This is a genomic window from Knoellia locipacati, assembly GCF_044791685.1.
Lineage (GTDB): Bacteria > Actinomycetota > Actinomycetes > Actinomycetales > Dermatophilaceae > Knoellia > Knoellia locipacati_A.
Genome location: NZ_CP087730.1, coordinates 1,663,888 through 1,683,135 on the forward strand (window position 1 = coordinate 1,663,888; position 19,248 = coordinate 1,683,135).

Genomic DNA, 19,248 nt, shown 5'->3' on the forward strand with positions numbered 1-19,248 from the left:
CGCCCGAGGTTCAGGCGCCCAGCGCTTTGACGACCGTCGCGATGTCGGGCTCGTCCCGACGGTTGTAGGGCAGTCGCGACAGCAGCATGCCCATCGCGCAGCTGTTGGTGAGGGCGGCGAACGCGAGCCCGGCGCCGATGGCCGCAGAGACCCACTTCGCCCACGGCGCCATGGTGCTGGCCAGCACCCCCGCGAGGACGATGCTGCCCGCCACGAGCCTCACCTGGCGCTCCAGCTCCCACGTCTGCCGCCCGCGGTTGAGGGCGCCGCCGGCGTTCTCCCAGGCGGTGATCCCGCCGTTGAGGACGTGGAGGTGCTCCAGGCCGGTCGCCCCGAGCAGGGTCTCGGCCTGCGTGGCCCGGGCGCCGGACCGGCAGACGAGGACGACCTCGTCGTCCAGGTGGTTGCGGAGCTCGTCACGGTGCTCGCGGAGCAGGTCGAGAGGGACGTTGTAGGACCCCGGGATGTGGGACGTGGCGAACTCGGCTGGACTGCGCACGTCGAGGAGCCGTGGTCCCGCGTCGGACGAGAGCCACTCCATGACTGCGTGGGCGTCGAGCGCCGCCGCGTGTCGCGCACCGGTCTGGGCGGAAGGGGTCTGGTGGGCAGGGGTGGACGAGAAGGTGGAAGGCACGGTGACCTTTCGGTGAGTGGAGAAGAGGATGGACGAGATGGACGAACAGGTGGATCTCGAGTCAGACCAGCGCGGGCAGGCTGCTCGCTGCCGTGTACGTGGCCACGACGAGCACCAGGGAGGCGAACGCGCGGGTCAGCACGACGGGTTGCAGCCGTGAGGCGAGCCGGCCTCCGACGAGGCTGCCGGCCACTGCGGCGACGGTGAACCCGGCGATGAGCGGCCAGTCGAGGTCCGCCCCCACCGTCGACACCCGCGCGAGCAGGGCGGTGCTGCTGTTGACGGCGATGACGAGGAGCGAGGTCCCCACCGCCACCGGCATGGGGAAGGACAGTGCGAGGACGAGGGCGGGGACGAGCACGAACCCGCCTCCGACTCCGAAGAAGCCGGTGAGGAGCCCGACCCCGGTCGCCGTGAGCACGAGCTTGGCGAGTCGAGGACAGGCGCAAGTGAGCGGGCGCACGGTGACGATCGGCTCTCGCGAGAGGTCAGCGGGACCGTCGCCCGCCCCGCCGCGTCGTGACCGGACGAGCATCACGGTGGCGACGACGAACATGAGCCCCGCGAACGCCGTGAGGAGCACGGCAGGGGCCACGCGCGACGCGAGGAGCGAGCCGGCATACGAACCGCCTGTCCCGAGCGCTCCGAACATCAGGCCCTGACCGACGCGGACGCGTCCGGCCCGCGCATGCGGGAGGACGGCGATGAGCGACGTGGCGCCGACGATGAGCAACGAGCTCGTCGTGGCCGTCCCGGGCTCCTGGCCGAGCAGGTAGACCAGGGCCGGGACGGTGATGATCGAGCCACCTCCGCCCAGCGCGCCGAGCGCGAGGCCGATGATGAGCCCGAGGGGGATGACCAGGGGTGACACGCGGCGTCAGGAGCGACCGAAGAAGCGGCCGAAGACCGAGCCGCTGGCTGCGGCAGCCTTCTCCGAGTCGCTGTGGCCGGGGCAGCGCTCACCGCGCGGGACGCCGGCCATGACCTGGTCGACGTGCTGGCCGCAGCCGGCCCAGGTGGTCTTGTTGCAGATCTTGCAGGTGGCGGGACGGCACATGGGGGTTCTCCTTGGGTGTGTGAGAGAGCAGGGGTGAGGGTCGGTCAGGGGCGGGCGGGCTGTGTCAGGCGGCCGTGGCGATGGGCAGGCCCGCCGGAGCGGCGCCCTCGTCGAAGCTGTCGTCGACGGCCACGACATTGACGCCTCGAGCGGCGAGGACCGACGCCGCGATAGAGGCCCGGTAGCCGCCGGCGCAGTGCACCCAGACCTCGCCCGAGGGCACCTCGTCCGTGCGGGACAGGAGCTCGTGGAGGGGGATGTTCACGGCGCCCTCGATGTGGCCGGCGTCGTACTCGGAGGCGCGGCGGACGTCGAGGACGGCGACGGCCCGGTGGTGCCGGACCTGGGAGAGGTCGGCGAAGACCGCGCGGTCGAAGCGCCCGAGGTCGCCGTCGGTCCAGTCCTGCGGGGAGCCGGTCGCGGCACCCTCGAGGCGGTCGATGCCGATGCGGACGAGCTCACGCTGTGCCTCGGCCACCTGCTCCGGCGAGTCGCCGAGCAGGGTCAGCGGCGTCCCCCAGGGGATGAGCCAGCCGAGGTAGGTGGCGAACTGCCCGTCGAGACCGAAGTTGAGCGTCCCGGTCACGTGGCCCGCGGCGAAGGCGGTGCGGGTGCGCAGGTCGACGACCCACTCGCCGGAGTCGATGCGCGCGGCCAGGGTGTCCTTGTCCGCGGTCTCGGGGGCCGACAGGTCGGGTGCGGCGGGTCCGGCGCTGTTGCCGGGGCCCATGTGGGCGTAGTAGGCGGGGTAGGCATCGAGGCCGGCGAGGGTGTCGGCGACCCACCGCTCCTCGTCCTGCGTGAGCGCAGGGTTCTGCCGCTTCTCGGCGCCGATCGTCGACTCGGTCGTGTCCCCGGTGGAGCCGGCGGAGCAGAACGAGCCGAACCCGTGGGTGGGGAGGACGGCCGCCTGCTCCGGGAGCTCGTCGGCGAGCCGCTGGGCAGAGGCGAACTGGTGGTGGACGAGGTCGTGCGTGTGCTCGGTGCCGAGCAGGTCGGGACGGCCGGTGGCTCCGAAGAGGAGCGATCCGCCGCTGAACACCCCGACCGCCTCGTATGCCGCGCCGGAGCCTTCGGACGTCGCCGCCTCGAGGGCGTAGGAAAGGTGGGTGTAGGTGTGGCCCGGCGTGGCGATGGCCCGGATCCGCATCGTCGGGGACACCTCGACGACGTCACCGTCGCTGATCGGGGCGCGGTCGTAGGCCACGTCGTCTGCGGCGTTCACGTGGTAGGTCGCACCGGTGGCCTCGGCCAGGGCGAGCCCACCGGTGAGGTAGTCGTTGTGGATGTGGGTCTCGAAGACGTGGGTGATCCGCACCCCGGCCTCGTCGGCGAGGGCGATGACGCGGTCGATGTCGCGCTGCGGGTCGACGACCACGGCAGACGTCCCGTCGTGCGCGAGGTACGAGCGGTCGCCGAGGGTCGGGGTGTCGATGGGGATGATCACGGGGAGGGTGGTCATGGGCTGGTCGGTTCCTTCCGTGGAACGGGGACAGGGTGTCAGGGGCTCGGTTCAGGTGGTCAGCAGGTCAGGTGCTCTGCAGGTCAGGAGGTCTGGAGGGCCGGGTGCGCACCGGTGACGACCGGCCGACCGGAGCGGACCCAGCCGCCGACCCCGCCGAGGACCGACTTCGCGTCGAAGCCCTGGCCGATGAGGAAGTGGGTCATCGCGCTCGAGCGGTTGCCGCTCTCGCACACGACGTAGACGGGCCGTGACCGGTCGAGCTCGCCGAGCCGCGACGACAGCTGTGTCAGCGGCACGAGCAGTGACCCGGGAATGTGTCCGGCGACGTACTCACGGGGTTCGCGCACGTCGATCACGCTGGCGCCACGCGACAGCTCGGAGGCGAGCTCATCGAGGGTGATGTCGATCATCGGGGAAAGCTCCTGGGACGTGTTGGTGCATACCCAGTGGGGTATCCGTGCAGTTGCCACCGTAGTACCCCCGGGGGTATATTTGTCAAATACCCCGCGGGGTACCTCAGAAACCGCCCGACCCCACAAGAAGGAGCACCGTATGACCACCACGAACCTCACGGCCGAGACCTTCGAGCCGACCGTCACCGCCGGCGGGATCGTCCTCGTCGACTTCTGGGCGTCCTGGTGCGGCCGTGCCGCCAGTTCGCGCCGGTGTTCGAGGCGGCCTCGGCACAGCACCCCGACATCGTCTTCGGCAAGGTCGACACCGAGGCCGAGCAGGCCCTTGCCGGGGCAGCGCGGATCACGTCCATCCCCACGCTCATGGCGTTCCGCGACGGCATCCTCGTCTTCAGCCAGCCCGGTGCCCTCCCGGCCTCCGCCCTCGAGGAGCTCATCGAGAGCGTGCGCTCCCTTGACATGGACGAGGTCCGCGCGAGCATGGCAGCACAGGCCCAGTCCGCCTGACGCTCATCTCACGACCTGCAGCCACCCACCCAGCCGTACCCCACGAGGAGCCCACCGTGACCTACGCCCTGAGCACGACCGTCCACCGTCCCTTCGACGCCACGCTCGACGACGTGCGCGGCGCGCTCGCCGACCAGGGTTTCGGCGTCCTCACCGAGATCGACCTCGCCGCGACCCTCAAGGCCAAGCTCGACGTCGACATCAACCCGCAGGTCATCCTCGGGGCGTGCCGCCCACCGCTGGCGCACGCGGCACTCTCGGCGGAGCCCTCCATCGGGCTCCTCCTCCCGTGCAACGTCGTCGTCCGGGCGCTCGACGCGGACACCACGCTCGTCGAGGCGATGGACCCCGACATCATGGTGAGCCTCACCGGCAACCCGGAGCTCACCGACGTCGCCACCGAGGCGCGCGACCGGCTCACCTCAGCCCTCGACGCGCTCGCGCGCTGACCCTCGACGCGCTCGCGCGCTGACCCTCGACGCGCTCGCGCGCTGACCGCGACACGCTCACAAGCTGACCCGCGACACGCTCACCAGACCCACCGTCCCCACCTCCAAGGAGTTCCCCGTGGTCACGCTCAACCAGGACGACATGGCACCCGTCGTCAACCGCCTGCGCCGTGCGCAGGGTCAGCTCGGCGGCGTCATCCGCCTCATCGAGGAGGGGCGCGACTGCAAGGACGTCGTCACCCAGCTCGCCGCCGTGAACCGCGCCCTCGACCGGGCCGGCTTCGCCATCGTCTCGTCCGGTCTGCGCGAGTGCCTCACGGCGCCGGACGGCATCAACGCCGAGGACCACGCCGCCATGGAGAAGCTCTTCCTCACCCTCGCGTAGTCGGTCCGGTCGGACCATCGCAGGGGGGTGCCCTGAGGCTATTGGCGAGGTCGAACGGCGCGAGGACCGTGAGTCGTAACCAGCAGAAGCACACCCTCCAGGAGGACCTCATGCTGCGCCGACTCGCCATCACCCTGCTCGCCCCCTTCTTCATCGTCGTGGCCGCTCCGGCTCACGCGGCGCCACCCACCACGACGACGACCACCCAGCAGGGCGTCATCGAGACCTTCGTGGACCTCGTGCCCACGTGCGAGGGCGGCGGGCCCCTCTACACGATCACGACGACGACCAACCGCATCGAGCACGAGACGGTGTTCGAGGACGGGCGGGTGCACGCGACGTTCACGGACACCGGGACCTTCTCGGCGGTGCCGCTGAGCGACCCGAGCCTGCCGAGCTACACGGGCAAGGTCACGATCTGGGGCGGCTTCAACCAGAGCATGAAGAACGTCAACGGGACCTTCACGTTCAACGTCCGCGGGACGGGCTCGGACGGCTCGACGTTCTCCAACCACATCGTGGAGCACTTCAACGAGCGTCCGAACGGGACCGTCCAGGAGTTCTTCCGCTGTCACTGACCTGATCCGGGAGCCAACGGTGCTCGCGGACTCGCGACCGGTCAGCTGGAGAGCTCGCTGACGATGGCCCGTGCCCGGTTGACGGGCTCGTCGCCGGCGAGCTCGTCCCGCGCCGCCTCGTCGGTGGCGTAGAGCGCGACCATCTCCTGGTAGGGCAGGGGTGGCAGGCCGCGGCGTGGAAGTCCGATGGCCTCGTCGAGCACGACGCCTCGCCGACCGAAGAGCGGGAGCATGCGGTGGATCGGCACCACCGGTCGGGTGGTCTCGACGATGAAGTCCGTCGGAGTCGTGACGAGGCCGCGCACGACGTCCCACGGCACGAAGACCTCGGAGCCGCCGTAGAGCTGGTAAAGGCCTTCGGGGGTGAAGGTCAGTGTCCCGTCGCCCGCTCGACCGGTGGCGCGAGCCCAGCCGACGTAGCCCATGAGCCCGCCTCCCACGAGACAGAACGCGGCGGCATACGGAGCCGAAGGCAGGTACCACAGACCGAGTGCCACCACCCCGGCGACGAGGACCCAACCCAGGACGAGGACGACTGGGTGCCCACGCCACGGGTGGATGGCGAGCCCGTCACGGCCCCGGGCCGAACCGCGGGTGATGACGTCGTCCACCGGGCGCCTCCGCATCGACAGGGCGATGACCGCGACCGGCAGCGCGATGACGGCGGTGAGCGCGAGGACTCCGCCGAGGGTCACCCTCACGGCCTCTCCCGTATGCCGTCGCGCGGCTTCGCGGCCGCGCTCGGCCGCGCTTCGGAGGCGAGGAGAGCGGCCAGGACGTGCGAGCACGGGCCGCGCCCGCCGGCATACCTCGCGTACCAGCGACACGTGCAGCTCGGCGGCACGTCGGCCAGTGACACCCAGTGACGATGGGTGCCGTCCCCGACGACCCAGCGCTGCCCGTCGGGTGAGACCGCGCCCTCGTCGACGAGCCGGCGAGCGGAGCGCAGGCGCGGGTGGTCGCGCTCGACGGCGTCGGTGTCGAGCGGCACCTCGCGGTGGAACCAGGCGGCGTCCGTGACGTCGTAGCCGACCTTGCCCGAGGCGGCCAGCTCGGCGATCGCAGCGACCACACGCGACTCGTCGAGCGAGGTCTCGAGTGCCAGCCAGGTCGGGTCGATGACCGGCTCCCAGGCCAGGTGCTCGAGGAGCAGTGCCGCGTCCCCGCCGTGGCCGCGCCCAACGCCGGCACCGGCGAGCGAGGGCAGGAGCTGCCCCTCGCCGGAGAAGCCCCGGTAGGGCTGGGGGCTGACGAGCAGCGTCACCCGGCCGCCCTCGACCTCGGCCACCCAGCCGCTCGCCCCGGACTCGTGGGCGAACACTGAGAGCGTCCGCACGTGCCGCATGAGGCGCCGCAGCGAGGTGAGCCGGGCGGCGCCAGCGAGGGTCGCTCCGCCGCCGACCCCGGACGCGGTCGTTCGCAGGCCCCGCGGTCCGGCGACGACACCGATGGTCGGGCCCGGTGCGCCACGCGGGAGCCCGGCGAGGAAGGCCATCGCCTGCGTCCGGCCGACCTCGGCGACCTTCGTGAGGCCGCGCGCGATCATGGGGACCTCGGCGAAGCCACGGACCCAGCGCGTCGGGAGCTCGACCTTGCGCTCCTCGTGGACGGCTTCCGGGGTCGACATGCGCAGGGCGTCGGGGCCGACACCTAGGTGCATGAGCTCGTGCCGTGGGAGCGAGGCGAGCGCGCCGCGCAGGGGCTGGTTGACGTCGACGTTGGTCGTGCCGAACCCGACCTCGCCCGAGGCGATCCCGTCGGCGAGGAGGTCGAACCGCGCGTGCACACCGTTGCACCCGCTGAACGACTCGAAGCGGAGCCGGTCGCCGCTCGCGGTGACGACGGGGTCGCGGATGCCCGCGAGCGCCGACAGGTCGAGGTAGGTCGTCGATGCCACGTCGGCGACCGCGAGGATGCCCGCCGCCACGACGTCCGGCCGCTCGACGATCCCCGAGAAGAAGGTGGGGTGCTCGACGAGCCCGGTCGGGGTCAGGCCGGTGCCGGTCTCGAGCTGGAGCCGCACGTCCTCGGAGACGTCCAGGCGCGAGGCGCCGACGAGGTTGCTCACGCGGACCTCTCCTCGGAGTCCTCGGAGTTCTTGGTTCCGGTGGAGTCGTCGGGGCCGGCCGCAGCATCCGGCGCCGGCGAGTCGGCGAGCTCGGGGAGCTCGGGGAGCGCGGCGAGGTCGACAAGGGCACGCGCCTCGGTGACCGCCTTGCCCCTGCCCTTCTCGCCGGCGACCTCGCGAACCGACGCGGGCAGGACCTCGCCCTCGACGTGGGCCGCGGCGACCGGCACCTGGTCGCGGGCCGCACGGAGCAGGTCGGCGAGGCCGGCGGGCTTGCGGGAGGCCCGGCACGCCTCATCGAGCACGGCGACCCACGCGGGCCAGACGACGGCGAGCCCGGCCATCGACGCCAGTTGCTCCCACCCGTGCGCGGCGCGGGGCAGCGACAGCTCGCCCGCCTCGAACAGCGACAGGCTCCGCTCCCCCAGGAGCTCCGGGTCGAGCCGGCCCTGTGTCGCGAGCTCGGCGGTGTACTTGGCCGCGAGGAGGCGGCTGTCCTCACGCGGATGGACGAGGAGCCGGGCGATGTGGTGGTGGGTCGCGGCGCCGATCGGCCCGGCCGACCACGCGAGGACCGGCAGGTTCTGGGCGTGGAAGACCGAGTCGAGGTCGCCCCGCTGCTCCGTCGTCGTCACGGCCACCTCGGTCGCGAACGGCGTGACACCCAGCACGAGCGTCGGCGAGTCGAAGAGCCCTGCCGGCACGTTCGAGTCCCCGTGCCCGACCGCTGCGCAGATCTCGGCGAGCCCGTCGAGCCCGGCGAGGGGCCCGGGCAGCGGCAGGGTCACACCGCCCAGACGCGGTCGCGTCCCGTCGAAGTCCAGCTCGCGTCGCGGCATCCCACCGGCGGCGATCCAGCCGCGGATGACCTCGACGCCGTCGACCCCCGCCGAGGCACCGCCTCCCCCGCTGCCTCCACCCTTCCTGCTGCCGCCGCGCCCCAGCAGCCGCCGCCACGACGAGCCCTGCTCCTTCGGCACGTCCGACGGCACGGCCGCCGGGGGCAGGGTGAGCCCGTCGAACGCCCCCACGTCGTCGGCATCACGCAGGTCGAGGCGCAGCAGAGCCTGCACGAGGTCGTACGGCGCGTAGCCGGCCCTGGACGCGCGCCTCACCCGAGCGGCGAGGTCGGCCACGGTGACCGTCCCGTCCACCCGCGACGGCGTGCTGAGCAGCTCGGTCACCGTCCCCAAGCGGCGCAGCGACTCCTCCACGAGCCGGTCGGTGAAGACGACGCACCCGGGTGGGACCCACTCGTGGACCCGGGTCGTCGTCACCGGGTCCTTGCCGGGCTCGTGGGTCGTCATCGTCCCGGTGCGGCGGTAGGAGCGGTGCGGGTCGCCCGTCGTCACCCACTGGTGCAGGAGCGCGCGGGTGCGCGCCGCCGACCACCAGTCGACCCGCTCGTCGGCCACGACCGAGGCCCTGAGCACGTCGAGGTCCTTCGCGCCGACCCGGACCACGAGGTCGAGCCAGGCCGCCTCGCTGGTGATCCGCAGCCACGTCTCCGAGTCGGAACGTGCGCGGTCCAGCCCGGCTGCGTCACCGGCATACGGGGAGAAGTCCCCGGGACGGAAGCCGGTCGCGGGCCGTGACCACGTCGAGACCGCGTCCGGTCGCCCTGCACCCTCTCGTATGCCGTCCGCCGACTCGTCGTCGCCGTCACCGAGGAGCGCGCGTGCCTTGGCGGCGAAGGCGGCGTCGTCGCTGTCGGCGGCCATGGCGAGGAGCGGCTCGCGGGCGTCGGAGGTCGAGGTCTTGAGGTGGCGCAGGAGCGTGGCCTTCTGCGCCTTCTCCTTGCGGGCGAGGACGACCGTGCCGAGCTCGACGAGGTCGTCGTCCTCCAGCCCGGCAGCCAGCGCGAGGTCGAGCAGCACTGTGGTCACGCTGCCGTGCACGGTCGGCAGGACGTGCAGGATGAGCGCGGCGCGCTCGCGGACCTCGTCGGGGGTGGGCTCGAGACCGAGGATGACCTGTGCGGTGACGCGTTGGGTGCCGGCGCGGTCGTCGCGGCTCAGGGACCGGAACGCGGGGTCGAGGGCCGCCTCGCGGTCGAGGATGCCGTCGGCGACGGCCGCACGGATCGCCGCGGTGAGGCCCCAGCCCTCCCCCTTGAGGTCGGTCCACTCCGCCAGCGCGTTGGGCAGGTCGAGGGCGGCGACGAGCAGGGCCGTGAGGTCCCGGGTCCCGTGCAGGCACGCCTCCAGCGAGGCCTCCGGACCGAGCGGGTATGCCGCGTGCGCACCGCTGTCGTCGGCGGCCAGGAGGGTGAGCGGCCGCCACTGCGAACCCTTGTCGGCACGTGTGTGGGAGTGAGCCAGGCCGACGAGGGTGGTCCAGCCGCGGACGTAGGTCTCCTCCAGCGGTGTGTCCAGGTCGAACGCGTCGACGGCGGCGCTGGCCAGCGTCGTGATCTCGCCGGCGCCCCGGCGCGAGTCGCCCCGCAGGGTGGTGGCGGTGGACAGGGTGACGAACGCGCGCGCCCACTCCTCTCCCCGTGCGAGGAGGAGGTCCGCGCAGCCGGGCACGGCGTCGAGGTCGTCGCTCCAGATCCAGCGGCGTCCCCACTGGCAGTTCTTGCTCGCCTCCTGCGGCGTCTCCGAGAGCCCGAGGGCGAGCTGGAGCTGGACGATGCGCGAGTGGGGACGCCAGTCTCGCTCGGAGACCTTGCGGGCGCGGGCCCGGCCGGTGCGCCGGTACCACGTCAGGGCGGCGGCGCGGCCCTCGTCGTCGAGAGAGGTCAGGGCGCGCTGGAGGCCCCGCCAGTCGCTCTCGTCGACCTGCTGCTCCCACCCCGCCGCATCCACAGCGACAGGCTAGGGGTCACGAGCCGCGCCGACGCCGGTACTGCGAGACCTCTTGGGGTCAGGCCTGGGGGCGGGCGACGATGACGGACCTCAGCGGTGCTGCGGTGTGCTCGAGGCCCTGCACGGCGAACTCCGGGACGCCGTGCTCGCGCATCGCGTTGCCGAGGGTGGCCGCCAGTCGGTCCCAGACCGGCTCGCTGATCGGCTCACCGCCGGCCTGGACGTGGTGCAGGTGGGCCTCGGCCAGCCGGCGCACCGCCCCGACGGTGACGCCCTCTCCGGTGAGCATCATCAGGGTGGACATGACGTGGCGCTGGAGGGTGGCCCGCTCCAGCGAGCCGAAGAACGGCTCGAGCTCACGGTCGCCGGTGATCCGGTCGGAGATGCTCTGGATGACGCCGGACCAGGCGTTGCCCTCGGCGTAGTAGCGCAGCCAGTCCTGGAGCGGCACGTCCTGCGCCCGCACCCGGATGGTGGGTGGCGAGCTGAGCCGGTGCCCGATCGGACGGTCCGCGAACAGCGGTGGAGGCTTGGGTGCGGCGGTGGGCAACGGTGCGAGGCCGGCCTTGACGGCTCGCCTGCTCAGCACGGGTTCCGTGGAGGGCTCGAAGGTGGGCTGCGCGGTCTGCTCGGCGCCTACGTGGACGGCTGGACGGGAGGTCGGCCGGTCGGGCTCCGGGGTGGGCTGCACGATGGCGGGCTCCACGGTGGCCGGCCGAACCGTGGTGCGTTCGGCGGCAGCCCGCCCGGCGAGGGCGCGTTCGGCTGCGAGGTTCACGGCGTCGACTCGCGAGGCGACCTCGGCCGCGCGCGCGGACGACTCACCCTGGGCGAGCTGAGTCCGGTAGTCACGCATCATCCGATGCCGCGCGACGAGGGCTCCGATGATGATGAGCGTGCCCGCGATGATCATGAGCCAGGGCCACATGACTGGCGCTCCTCCTGAGGGATCCCGATCGTGGATGTGCCGGTCAACTCTGTCAGGCGCCTCGGCAGATCGCCACAGCGGCCGGTGCGCGGCGGTCTGGCTGGCCGCATCCGGGCACTACGGGACGTGGGTCCAACGCGCCCCCGGCCATGGTCATCGCGGATCGTTGACGCGTCGTCCGACCGGGGAGGATGGTTGAGGGTTGCAGGCGGTCCCCTCGGGTGCGGGAGTTGGGTCAGATGGCTGATGTGACTGTGGTGGTGTCGGCGGGAGACACCGTTCCGAAGATGGCACGTCGGACCGTCGAGGTGACCTACACCCGTGAGGTCGCGAGCGGCGATCCGGCCAGCAAGAAGCCGGTCAAGGTCTTCGATGTCGCCCTGACCGAGCTCGCCGCCGACGCGGCCGCGACGGTCCTCCTCGAGGACGCCGACATCGAGAGCCCGCTGGCAGTCAGGTTCCTCAGCGGGACCGGCTCGGTCCGGCTCCTCCGGACCGTGGACCCGCAGCTGCCGGCGAGCGTCGACGTGAAGCTGACCAAGGAGGACCTCAAGGCAGTGGCCGAGGAGGAGCTGACGGCCGAGGTCCAGGACAAGCCGGCACTCCGTCGCGCCACGCTCGTCGCCGTGGGTGCCGTGCCCGTCCGATTCGTGACCTCCGAGCTGCGCGTCGTGCCCTTCAAGCAGGCAGACTGGACGGCGCTTGGACTGTCCACGGTCTTCGCCCTTCCGCAGCCCGCGACCACCTCCGTCGAGGCCCAGCCGGCGAGCGTCCCCCAGCTCGTCAACCTCCCGTGGATCCCGGTGGTGGTGGGCGTGGACGGCGGGTTCGTCGCCGCCCTGCCACGGGACAAGGGCACGCCCACCAACTGGCTCTGGTGGCTCACCGACGGCTCGAACGTCGCCTTCGGCGCGGTGGCCGATGACCTGGACGTCGACCGCCCTGACGAGCTGGCCCTACCCCTGCCGCCCTTCGCTGCGGCGCCGACCGGCGACGTCCCGCCGGGGCGCACGCCGTTCGCGACGAGTGACCGTGAGCTCGCGGACAACCCCGACGTCTACGGCGAGGACCCGGGAGCCTTCTGCTCCCCGTTCTCCAACCCTGAGCGCATCCTGGGTGAGCGGGCCTTCCACGTGATCCTGCGCGCCGAGCAGCCGGCGATCAGCTCCGAGCCCACTCGGAGATTCCCGTCCTTCCCGGTCGTGGACTACGACCCGACCGTCCTCGGACCACGAGAGGAGGAGAGTCCGACGCGCAAGCGACGCAACGTCTTCGACGCGCGAGTGCGAGTCCCCTTCGACCAGGTGGTCAACCTCGGCAACGCCGTGGCCAGACCGTCCCTCCCGGAGGAGTATCTCGACCTGGTCCGCCGGACCCCGCGGGGGAGGCAGGTCGTCGACGCGACCAACCCCCTCGACTGGGAGGGCGACTCGTCTCGCTACCAGGCCGCCACGGTGGCCCGCGGCCACATCCTCGAGTACCGCATGCGCTGGCGCTCCAACGGCTACTCCCTCGGCACCGTGGCGCACACGCTCACCCTCGCTCCACGCCAGCAGCGGCGGATCCAGAAGATCGAGTTCGAGCGGCTCGAGCGCACCCGCCGCACGGAGACGACGCAGCTGGTCGACGAGGTCGCGGACGAGGTCTCCCGTGACCGGACCTACCAGGACACCGTCGAGGCCAACCTGTCGGAGTGGGCCAAGGGCGAGTCGTCCTCACGGACGTCCTCGGGAGCGGGCGGCTTCGGGTTCGCGGTGGGGTCCTTCGTCGCGGGCGGCGGTGGCGGGCACTCGCGTGCCTCGAGCACGTCGACGCAGTCGGGCGGACGGGAGACCCGTGCCGCCGAGGAGCAGAAGCTGCGCGACACGATTCGCCGCTTCGCCGACTCGCGTCGCCGCCTCGACAGCGTCGTCGTCACGGAGGTCAGCCAGGAGGAGACGGTCACCGGCACGGTCGAGGTCGTGCGCAACGCCAACTACGCGCACTCCCTGACCGTCATCTACTACCAGATCCTGCGGCACCTCAAGCTGGACACGGAGTTCGCCGGTGTGCGCGAGTGCGTCTTCGTGCCCTTCGCCATCAAGCCGTTCACCCTCGCCCGCGCCTACCGGTGGCGGGAGTCCATCCGCAAGGGCCTGCGGGACCGGCAGTACTCCACTGCCCTGACCTACCTGCGAGACGTGTGGAGCAACTTCGCCGACTCGCCCGTGCCGGACCTCGCCAGGGCCGACCAGCCGGTCCGCCACCTGCGGGGGTCGATGACGATCCACCTCGGCGTCGAGCGACCCCAGACGACCTTCGACGCCTTCGACGACATCCCGTGGGCGCCGCTGCGCCCCTTCCTCGGTTCCCCCGCCCTGTCGATCTTCTCCCGGCTCCGCGAGCTCGTCGACTCCGCGCGCGACGCGTGGTTCCAGGCGGAGCAGGCACCACGCATCGCAGCAGGCTGGGTCGACACGCTCTCGGTCACGGTGGGCGGCACCTCCCTGCCCGCCGACTTCACCCTCGCTTCCCGTTATCGGTTCAACGGTTCGGTGCGGGTCGACTTCACGGTTCGGATGCCGGTGGGATCGACCATCACCCGTCGACGGCTCACCGACCTGCGTATCGACGCAACGCGGCCCCTCACGCCCGGCTCGGTGGCCAACGTGACGTCGCTCAGCTACACCTATGACACCGACCACTTCCGACGGTCCGTCAGCGTCCAGACCGGCGTCGACGACCTCATCTCCCCCGAGACGGGCGCGGTGGACACCCTCGGAGTCACCGGGTCTCAGCCACCCGACGAGTGGGAGCTGAAGAACGAGCGTGACGAGATGGTCAAGGCCGTTCAATCGCTCCTGGGCCACCTCAACGAGCACGTCGAGTACTACGACAAGTGGGTGCTGTGGGACATGGACCGCGACCGCGTGTTCATGATCATCGACGGCGCGCTGATACCCGGCACGAACGGGGTGAGTGTGGCCTCCGTGGTCGAGCGCGACCCGATCGCGATCATCGGCAACTCGATGGTCTTCCGCGTGTCGGCCGGCGCCTTCCTGGGGATCGATGGGCTCAAGACACCCGATGACCTCTACGGCTGGTACGCGGGCAAGGAAGGGCACAGCGAGCCGATGCACGTCGCGCTGCCGACCGACGGGCTCTATGCGCAGACGATCATGGATCCCTGTCTCGCCCTTGAGGAGCACTACGGCGACCTGGACTGGGTCCTGTCCGACACCGAGCCGGAGCTGGGCGAGCTCGACCCGTCGCTGCTCATGTCCCGGCGCACCGACCCGATGGCGACCGCGCCCAGCGCCTTCCCGCAGACCATCATCAGCCTGCAGAACGCTCCCGACGCCCCGGCGCCGGCCGGGCTGGCCGGAGCCCTCGGCGCCGTGCAGAACGCCGGTGCCTTCCGCGACATGGCGGGGCTCGCCGGAACCCAGGCCAACGCGGCAGCGGGGCTGCAGACCGCCGCCAACCTCGCCACGTCCTTCGGTCAGCAGGCTGCCGCACTCAAGATGGCCGAGATGGCGGCGAACACCCAGAAGACCAAGGAGGCCAACCAGAAGCTGGCGTCGGTCAAGAAGGCCGCCGACGACAAGCTCGTCGAGCCCGCGAAGGCGAAGGAGGAGGCTGGCAAGATCCTCGAGGGCCTGACGGAGAAGTCGTCCATGCCCGTCTTCGGAGGGCTGGAGGGCCTCGGCGCCATGCTCAAGAGCGCTGCTGCCACACCCGGCAGCGACGTCGTGGCCACCCCCGACGGCCTCAAGGTGGCTCTTGGCGGAGGCGGTGGCAGCGGCGTCGGTGCCGCGGCGGGCGCCCTCCAGCTGGCGTCCTTCGGGTCGGTGCTGTCAGGCACCTCGGGTGTGCTCCCCGGCGGTCTCGACTCGATTGTCGGACTCATCCCCGGGGTCGGCGGCGCCCTCGAGGCGGTCCAGGACTGGATGTCCAAGGTCGAGGTGTTCAAGCGCGAGGCGGCCCTGGCTGCGCGTGCTGAGCTGGCGACGTGGAACGGCCGCGCCGAGAGTGACCCGGCCGTGCTCCCCCTGCTCGTGGCCTACGGTCGCGCGGGCAGGACCTCGGATCCCGCGGGATGGGCTGCCGGAGCGGCCACGGGGACGACTGCCTGGAGCGCCGGCTTCATCTCCTTCTGCGTGCAGGAAGGGGCCAGGGTCGCCGGGATCCCGGGGGACCCGTTCGGACGGAGCACCCTGCACGCCCGCTACGCGTTCGCGGCCAGGACGAACCGGGAGAAGAAGATGATGGGCTTCGCGAACCCGTTCTGGCTCTACCGGCTGGACGAGATCAAGCCAGAGGTCGGTGACTTCCTCTGCAAGAACCGGCCGGGAAGCAACGCCGTGACCTTCGACGGTCTCCAGGGCACCGAGGCCAGCCACGTCGACATCGTCACCGAGGTCGTCAGCGACCAGCAGCTCCTGGCGTGCGGAGGGAACCGTGGCGGTGGAGGAGTGACGGTGGTGGAGGCTCCGGTCACGCTGACCGACGGCTTCGTCACCACCGCATCCGCCACGCAGGCGGCCGGTCCGTACTTCGCGATCCTCAGAGTGCGTACCAGCCCTCTCGAGGGGATCACCCTGCCGTGACGCGTCGCGAAGGGGTGAGGACGCCGTGCTGGATGCCGAGCTGAAGATCGTGGGGACCCAAGGACCCTTCCGCAGTGGACCCGACCCTCGGGGTGGCACCGGGATCACCATTCTCGAGGTGCGGCATACGCTCGTCTCCGTGCGGGACGCCACCACCGGTCAGGCGACCGGGAAGCGGCGGCACTCCCCGATCGTCGTCGTCAAGGACGTCGACCGTGCCAGCCCTTCGCTGGCGTGGGCCTGGGCGTTCCACGACGTCCTCACGACGTGGCGTCTCGACGTGTTCGGGACGGACCAGTTCGGTCGACGCAGGGCGACCTACTCGATCGAGCTGAAGCGAGCCGCCGTCGTCGAGATCACGGTGACCACGCCGGAGTCGGCGCCCGCGCTGCGTGAGGCGGTGGCGTTCGGCTACGAGGGCATCACGTGGACCTGGCACGAGGGCAAGACCACCGCTCAGGACGAGTGGGTCGCCCAGACGTGACCTCGACGCGCGGCTCCAGCTGGCGCCGGTCCCCGACCTCAGCGGCCGGCCATCGGCCACAGCTTCTTGGGAACGACCATGCACCACGCGTCGAGGACGAGCTCACGCATCCGGTCGTGGTCCAGCGCGGCGAGGTGGCACTCGACCCAGTTGAACCGCAGGTCCGACGGCCGCGGCATGAAGAACACGTCCGGCTCGCTCGCGACCAGCGCCTCGCGCTCCTCCTTGGGGAACGCGAACCCCATCTCGGTCTCCTCCTGGTTGAAGGCGAGCCAGACGATGCTGCCGACGCGGAACTTCACCCGGTCGCGCACGACGACCTCATGGCTGCGCGGCAGGCCGTCGGCCACAGCCCGCACGTCCTCGATGGTCACCGCCATCCGACCAGAGTGACAGCCCCGACCGACAGGCCAGGCCGCTACCTGCGCGGTCCGATAGGACCGGCCTCGAGGGCGCGGCGATGGCCCGGGAGGTCGGGGTTCTCGTCACTGAGCAGCCGGAACATCGCCGCCCGCAGCATCGCCTGCCGCGAGGCTCCGCGAGACCACTCGCCCATGACCGCCACGTCGGCGCCGAGGTGGACGACGGCATCGAGGACGCACACCGCCTCTGCCCAGAGCGTGGGCCGCCACGCCGGAGAGACGTCGATGACGAGCGGCACGCCGTCCGCGTCGAGCAGGACGTTGTGCGCGAGGTCGGCGTGAACGAGCTGGTTCGGGCCCAGGTTCGTGGCGTCGAGCTCGGCCAGGAGCCGTGAGACGACCGCTGCGACCGCATCCGGTATGCCGGCCGGCTGGTCCTCGCCGAACGCCATGCGTTCCGCTGCGGCCCACCGGTCGTCACGATCCCGTATGCCGTCCGGTGCGTTCGGGACCGCCTGCGCGAGCCGGGCGTGGAGGAGCCGGCCGGTGGCCAGCAGGACCTCGAGGTCGCGGCAGGGCCGGGTGTCGGGCTCGTACCTCGTCGCCCCCCAGCCGCCCACGACCCACTGGAGGTCGCGCGTCGGGATGGGCATGACCAGCCGGAGGGAACGGGGCCGCTCGTGGTCGAGCTCGGCAGAGAGCGGCGCGATGATGGGGTTGAGCCACTGGGCCACCCGTCGGCTGCGGCCGGGCGAGAGGACGAGGTCACCGGCGAGGACGCTGTGGCCGTGACCGCCCTCGACGGGCACGGCCTCGCCCGGCACGGCGAAGAGGTCGAAGACGTCCGGACTGGGCTTCACCCTCCGAACGTAGCCCTCCGGGCCGGACGCGGGACAACGGCCCGGTGTCACCGGAGCACCCAAACGGCTGACGCGTCCGTCCCTGCGCGAGCACACTGTGGGGATGACCCCCAGCTCGATGCTTCGGGCTCGCTTCGGCGCGGCGCTCGCCGGCGTCGCGATCGCCCTGGCCGCGGCGACCGTCGTGGCGCACTCCGCGACGCGTGCGACCGAGCGTGCGCCGTCCTCCAGTGCGCCGGCGGACGTCCCGAGTCCCACTGCGTCGCGGAGCCCGGTCGGGCCCGACGCCACGGGGCCTGCTGCGTTCGGGCTGTGCAGGGCGTGGGCGAACCACGCGAAGCACGACGACGGCAAGGAGCGGGCGGCCGGGTCGGTCGCCATGCGCAACCTGGCCGAGGCTGCCGGCGGTGAATCGAAGGTCGAGGCGTACTGCGCGACGGTGCCCCACCCGAGCCAGCGGGCCAAGCCCGATCGTGGCAAGGGCGAGAAGGCCGGTCCGAAGGACGAGCTCGAGAAGGACGAGAAGGCCGGCCCGAAGGACAAGGTGGAGAAGGAGCCGGGCAAGGCCGGGCGGTCCGGCAAGGACAAGCCCGCAAAGCCGTCACCCTCCGCATCGCCGTCCGCGTCCTCGAGTCCCAGCGGCTCCTGAGGGTTGACGGTGCCGCGCGACCACCGACCGCACGCGGCAGGGTCGTTGGTCCCTGTCCGGCCTGCCCTCCGAGGTCTTGACTGACCGTGGAGGCACCACCCACCGAAGGAGCACAGCATGAACAGGCTCGAAGGCCGCGTCGCGCTCGTCACCGGAGCAGCCAGTGGCATCGGCAAGGCGACCGCGCAGCGTCTCGCCGCGGAGGGCGCAGCCGTCCTCGTCACCGACATCCAGGTCGAGGCCGGTGAGGCGACGGTCAAGGACCTCGTCGACGCGGGCCATCGCGCCGCCTTCCTGCGCCACGACGTCACGAGCGAGGCCGACTGGGAGGCAGCCACGGCCAAGGCGGTCGAGGATCTCGGCGGGCTCGACATCCTCGTCAACAACGCGGGCATGGGTGACATCAAGCCCATCGAGGACACGACGCTCGAGGAGTGGGACCGCACGATCGCCATCGACCAGACCGGCGTCTTCCTCGGCATGAAGATCGCTGCCCCGCACCTCAAGTCCTCCGGGCACGCATCGGTCATCAACATCAGCTCGATCTTCGGCACGAGCGGCGGCTTCGGTGCGTCGCCCGCGTACCACGCCGCCAAGGGCGCGGTCCGGACCCTGACGAAGAACATCGCCCTGCACTGGGCGACCGAGGGCATCCGGGTCAACTCGATCCACCCGGGGTTCATCGAGACCCCGATCCTCGAGCAGGCCAGGGGCACGGAGATCTGGGACGGCATGACGGCGCTCACCCCGATGGGTCACCTCGGACAGCCGGCCGACATCGCCGCAGGGGTCGCCTACCTCGCCAGTGACGACGCGGCGTTCGTCACCGGACTCGAGCTCTACATCGACGGGGGCTACATGGCTCGCTGACCAGCCCTACGCCCCCAGAAAGGGCGCTCGTATGCCGCGCAGCCGGCTCCACGGCATACGGGCGTCTTTGCGTCGTCGGCCAAAGGCCTGCCGCGAGGTCTCCGGGTGCGGGACAGTGGAAGGCGCAGAACTGGCGGCGGGAG

General features: G+C 71.6%; 18 protein-coding genes and 1 pseudogene. 8 read left to right on the forward strand and 11 right to left on the reverse strand.

Going from position 1 to position 19,248, the window contains the following annotated elements; all coding sequences use genetic code 11:
- Nucleotides 1-10: 10 nt before the first annotated feature.
- From LL946_RS07790 to LL946_RS07810, 5 genes are all read right to left on the reverse strand, one after another.
- Nucleotides 11-634: a rhodanese-like domain-containing protein gene (locus LL946_RS07790; RefSeq protein ID WP_404386465.1), complete on the reverse strand. Its 624-nt coding sequence runs from the start codon at nucleotides 632-634 to the stop codon at nucleotides 11-13.
- A 61-nt stretch (nucleotides 635-695) separates the two neighbouring features.
- Entirely contained in the window at nucleotides 696-1,505 is an 810-nt protein-coding gene (locus tag LL946_RS07795) for a sulfite exporter TauE/SafE family protein (protein WP_404386466.1), read from the reverse strand.
- A gap of 6 nt (nucleotides 1,506-1,511) precedes the next feature.
- Nucleotides 1,512-1,691 carry a hypothetical protein gene (locus LL946_RS07800; RefSeq protein ID WP_404386467.1) on the reverse strand — a complete coding sequence of 60 codons (180 nt, stop codon included), beginning with the start codon at nucleotides 1,689-1,691 and terminating at the stop codon, nucleotides 1,512-1,514.
- Nucleotides 1,692-1,755: 64 nt separating this feature from the next.
- Nucleotides 1,756-3,153 (reverse strand): rhodanese-like domain-containing protein, encoded by a 1,398-nt coding sequence (locus tag LL946_RS07805; protein WP_404386468.1) that lies wholly within the window; start codon nucleotides 3,151-3,153, stop codon nucleotides 1,756-1,758.
- Between the two features lie 83 nt (nucleotides 3,154-3,236).
- Nucleotides 3,237-3,566: a rhodanese-like domain-containing protein gene (locus LL946_RS07810; protein WP_404386469.1), complete on the reverse strand. Its 330-nt coding sequence runs from the start codon at nucleotides 3,564-3,566 to the stop codon at nucleotides 3,237-3,239.
- A gap of 142 nt (nucleotides 3,567-3,708) precedes the next feature.
- Between LL946_RS07810 and LL946_RS07815 the strand changes: the two are divergent.
- The 4 genes and pseudogenes from LL946_RS07815 (at nucleotide 3,709) to LL946_RS07830 (ending at nucleotide 5,488) form a co-directional block, all read left to right on the forward strand.
- Nucleotides 3,709-4,076: pseudogene (locus LL946_RS07815) on the forward strand (thioredoxin family protein).
- A 56-nt stretch (nucleotides 4,077-4,132) separates the two neighbouring features.
- Entirely contained in the window at nucleotides 4,133-4,525 is a 393-nt protein-coding gene (locus LL946_RS07820; RefSeq protein WP_404386470.1) for a DUF302 domain-containing protein, read from the forward strand.
- 142 nt (nucleotides 4,526-4,667) lie between these two features.
- Nucleotides 4,668-4,910, forward strand: coding sequence for a metal-sensitive transcriptional regulator (locus tag LL946_RS07825; protein ID WP_404386827.1), 243 nt, complete (start codon nucleotides 4,668-4,670; stop codon nucleotides 4,908-4,910).
- Between the two features lie 68 nt (nucleotides 4,911-4,978).
- Nucleotides 4,979-5,488: a hypothetical protein gene (locus tag LL946_RS07830; RefSeq protein WP_404386471.1), complete on the forward strand. Its 510-nt coding sequence runs from the start codon at nucleotides 4,979-4,981 to the stop codon at nucleotides 5,486-5,488.
- A gap of 41 nt (nucleotides 5,489-5,529) precedes the next feature.
- Here the strand turns inward: LL946_RS07830 and LL946_RS07835 are convergent, their stop codons facing one another.
- The 4 genes from LL946_RS07835 to LL946_RS07850 are packed head-to-tail and all read right to left on the reverse strand — an operon-like array spanning nucleotide 5,530 to nucleotide 11,291.
- Entirely contained in the window at nucleotides 5,530-6,189 is a 660-nt protein-coding gene (locus LL946_RS07835; protein WP_404386472.1) for a hypothetical protein, read from the reverse strand.
- Nucleotides 6,186-7,556, reverse strand: a complete 1,371-nt coding sequence (locus LL946_RS07840; protein WP_404386473.1) for an SWIM zinc finger family protein — start codon at nucleotides 7,554-7,556, stop codon at nucleotides 6,186-6,188. Before LL946_RS07840 ends, LL946_RS07835 begins: the two co-directional genes overlap by 4 nt.
- Entirely contained in the window at nucleotides 7,553-10,363 is a 2,811-nt protein-coding gene (locus LL946_RS07845) for a hypothetical protein (protein WP_404386474.1), read from the reverse strand. Before LL946_RS07845 ends, LL946_RS07840 begins: the two co-directional genes overlap by 4 nt.
- A 58-nt stretch (nucleotides 10,364-10,421) precedes the next feature.
- A complete protein-coding gene (locus LL946_RS07850) occupies nucleotides 10,422-11,291 on the reverse strand; it encodes a hypothetical protein (RefSeq protein ID WP_404386475.1) in 870 nt (289 codons plus the stop codon).
- 287 nt (nucleotides 11,292-11,578) lie between these two features.
- Here LL946_RS07850 and LL946_RS07855 point away from each other — a divergent pair, with 287 nt between their 5' ends.
- Both LL946_RS07855 and tssD read left to right on the forward strand, forming a co-directional pair.
- Entirely contained in the window at nucleotides 11,579-15,880 is a 4,302-nt protein-coding gene (locus LL946_RS07855; protein ID WP_404386476.1) for a DUF2272 domain-containing protein, read from the forward strand.
- 139 nt (nucleotides 15,881-16,019) lie between these two features.
- On the forward strand, nucleotides 16,020-16,364 hold the full coding sequence (tssD, locus tag LL946_RS07860) for a type VI secretion system tube protein TssD (RefSeq protein ID WP_404386477.1): 345 nt from the start codon (nucleotides 16,020-16,022) through the stop codon (nucleotides 16,362-16,364).
- Nucleotides 16,365-16,402: 38 nt separating this feature from the next.
- Here tssD and LL946_RS07865 read toward each other — a convergent pair whose 3' ends face one another.
- A complete protein-coding gene (locus LL946_RS07865; protein WP_404386478.1) occupies nucleotides 16,403-16,744 on the reverse strand; it encodes an MmcQ/YjbR family DNA-binding protein in 342 nt (113 codons plus the stop codon).
- A 38-nt stretch (nucleotides 16,745-16,782) separates the two neighbouring features.
- Nucleotides 16,783-17,586, reverse strand: coding sequence for an aminoglycoside phosphotransferase (locus LL946_RS07870; RefSeq protein ID WP_404386479.1), 804 nt, complete (start codon nucleotides 17,584-17,586; stop codon nucleotides 16,783-16,785).
- Between the two features lie 103 nt (nucleotides 17,587-17,689).
- Here LL946_RS07870 and LL946_RS07875 point away from each other — a divergent pair, with 103 nt between their 5' ends.
- A complete protein-coding gene (locus tag LL946_RS07875; protein ID WP_404386480.1) occupies nucleotides 17,690-18,235 on the forward strand; it encodes a hypothetical protein in 546 nt (181 codons plus the stop codon).
- Between the two features lie 117 nt (nucleotides 18,236-18,352).
- Nucleotides 18,353-19,105 carry an SDR family NAD(P)-dependent oxidoreductase gene (locus LL946_RS07880; RefSeq protein WP_404386481.1) on the forward strand — a complete coding sequence of 251 codons (753 nt, stop codon included), beginning with the start codon at nucleotides 18,353-18,355 and terminating at the stop codon, nucleotides 19,103-19,105.
- Nucleotides 19,106-19,248 lie beyond the last annotated feature (143 nt).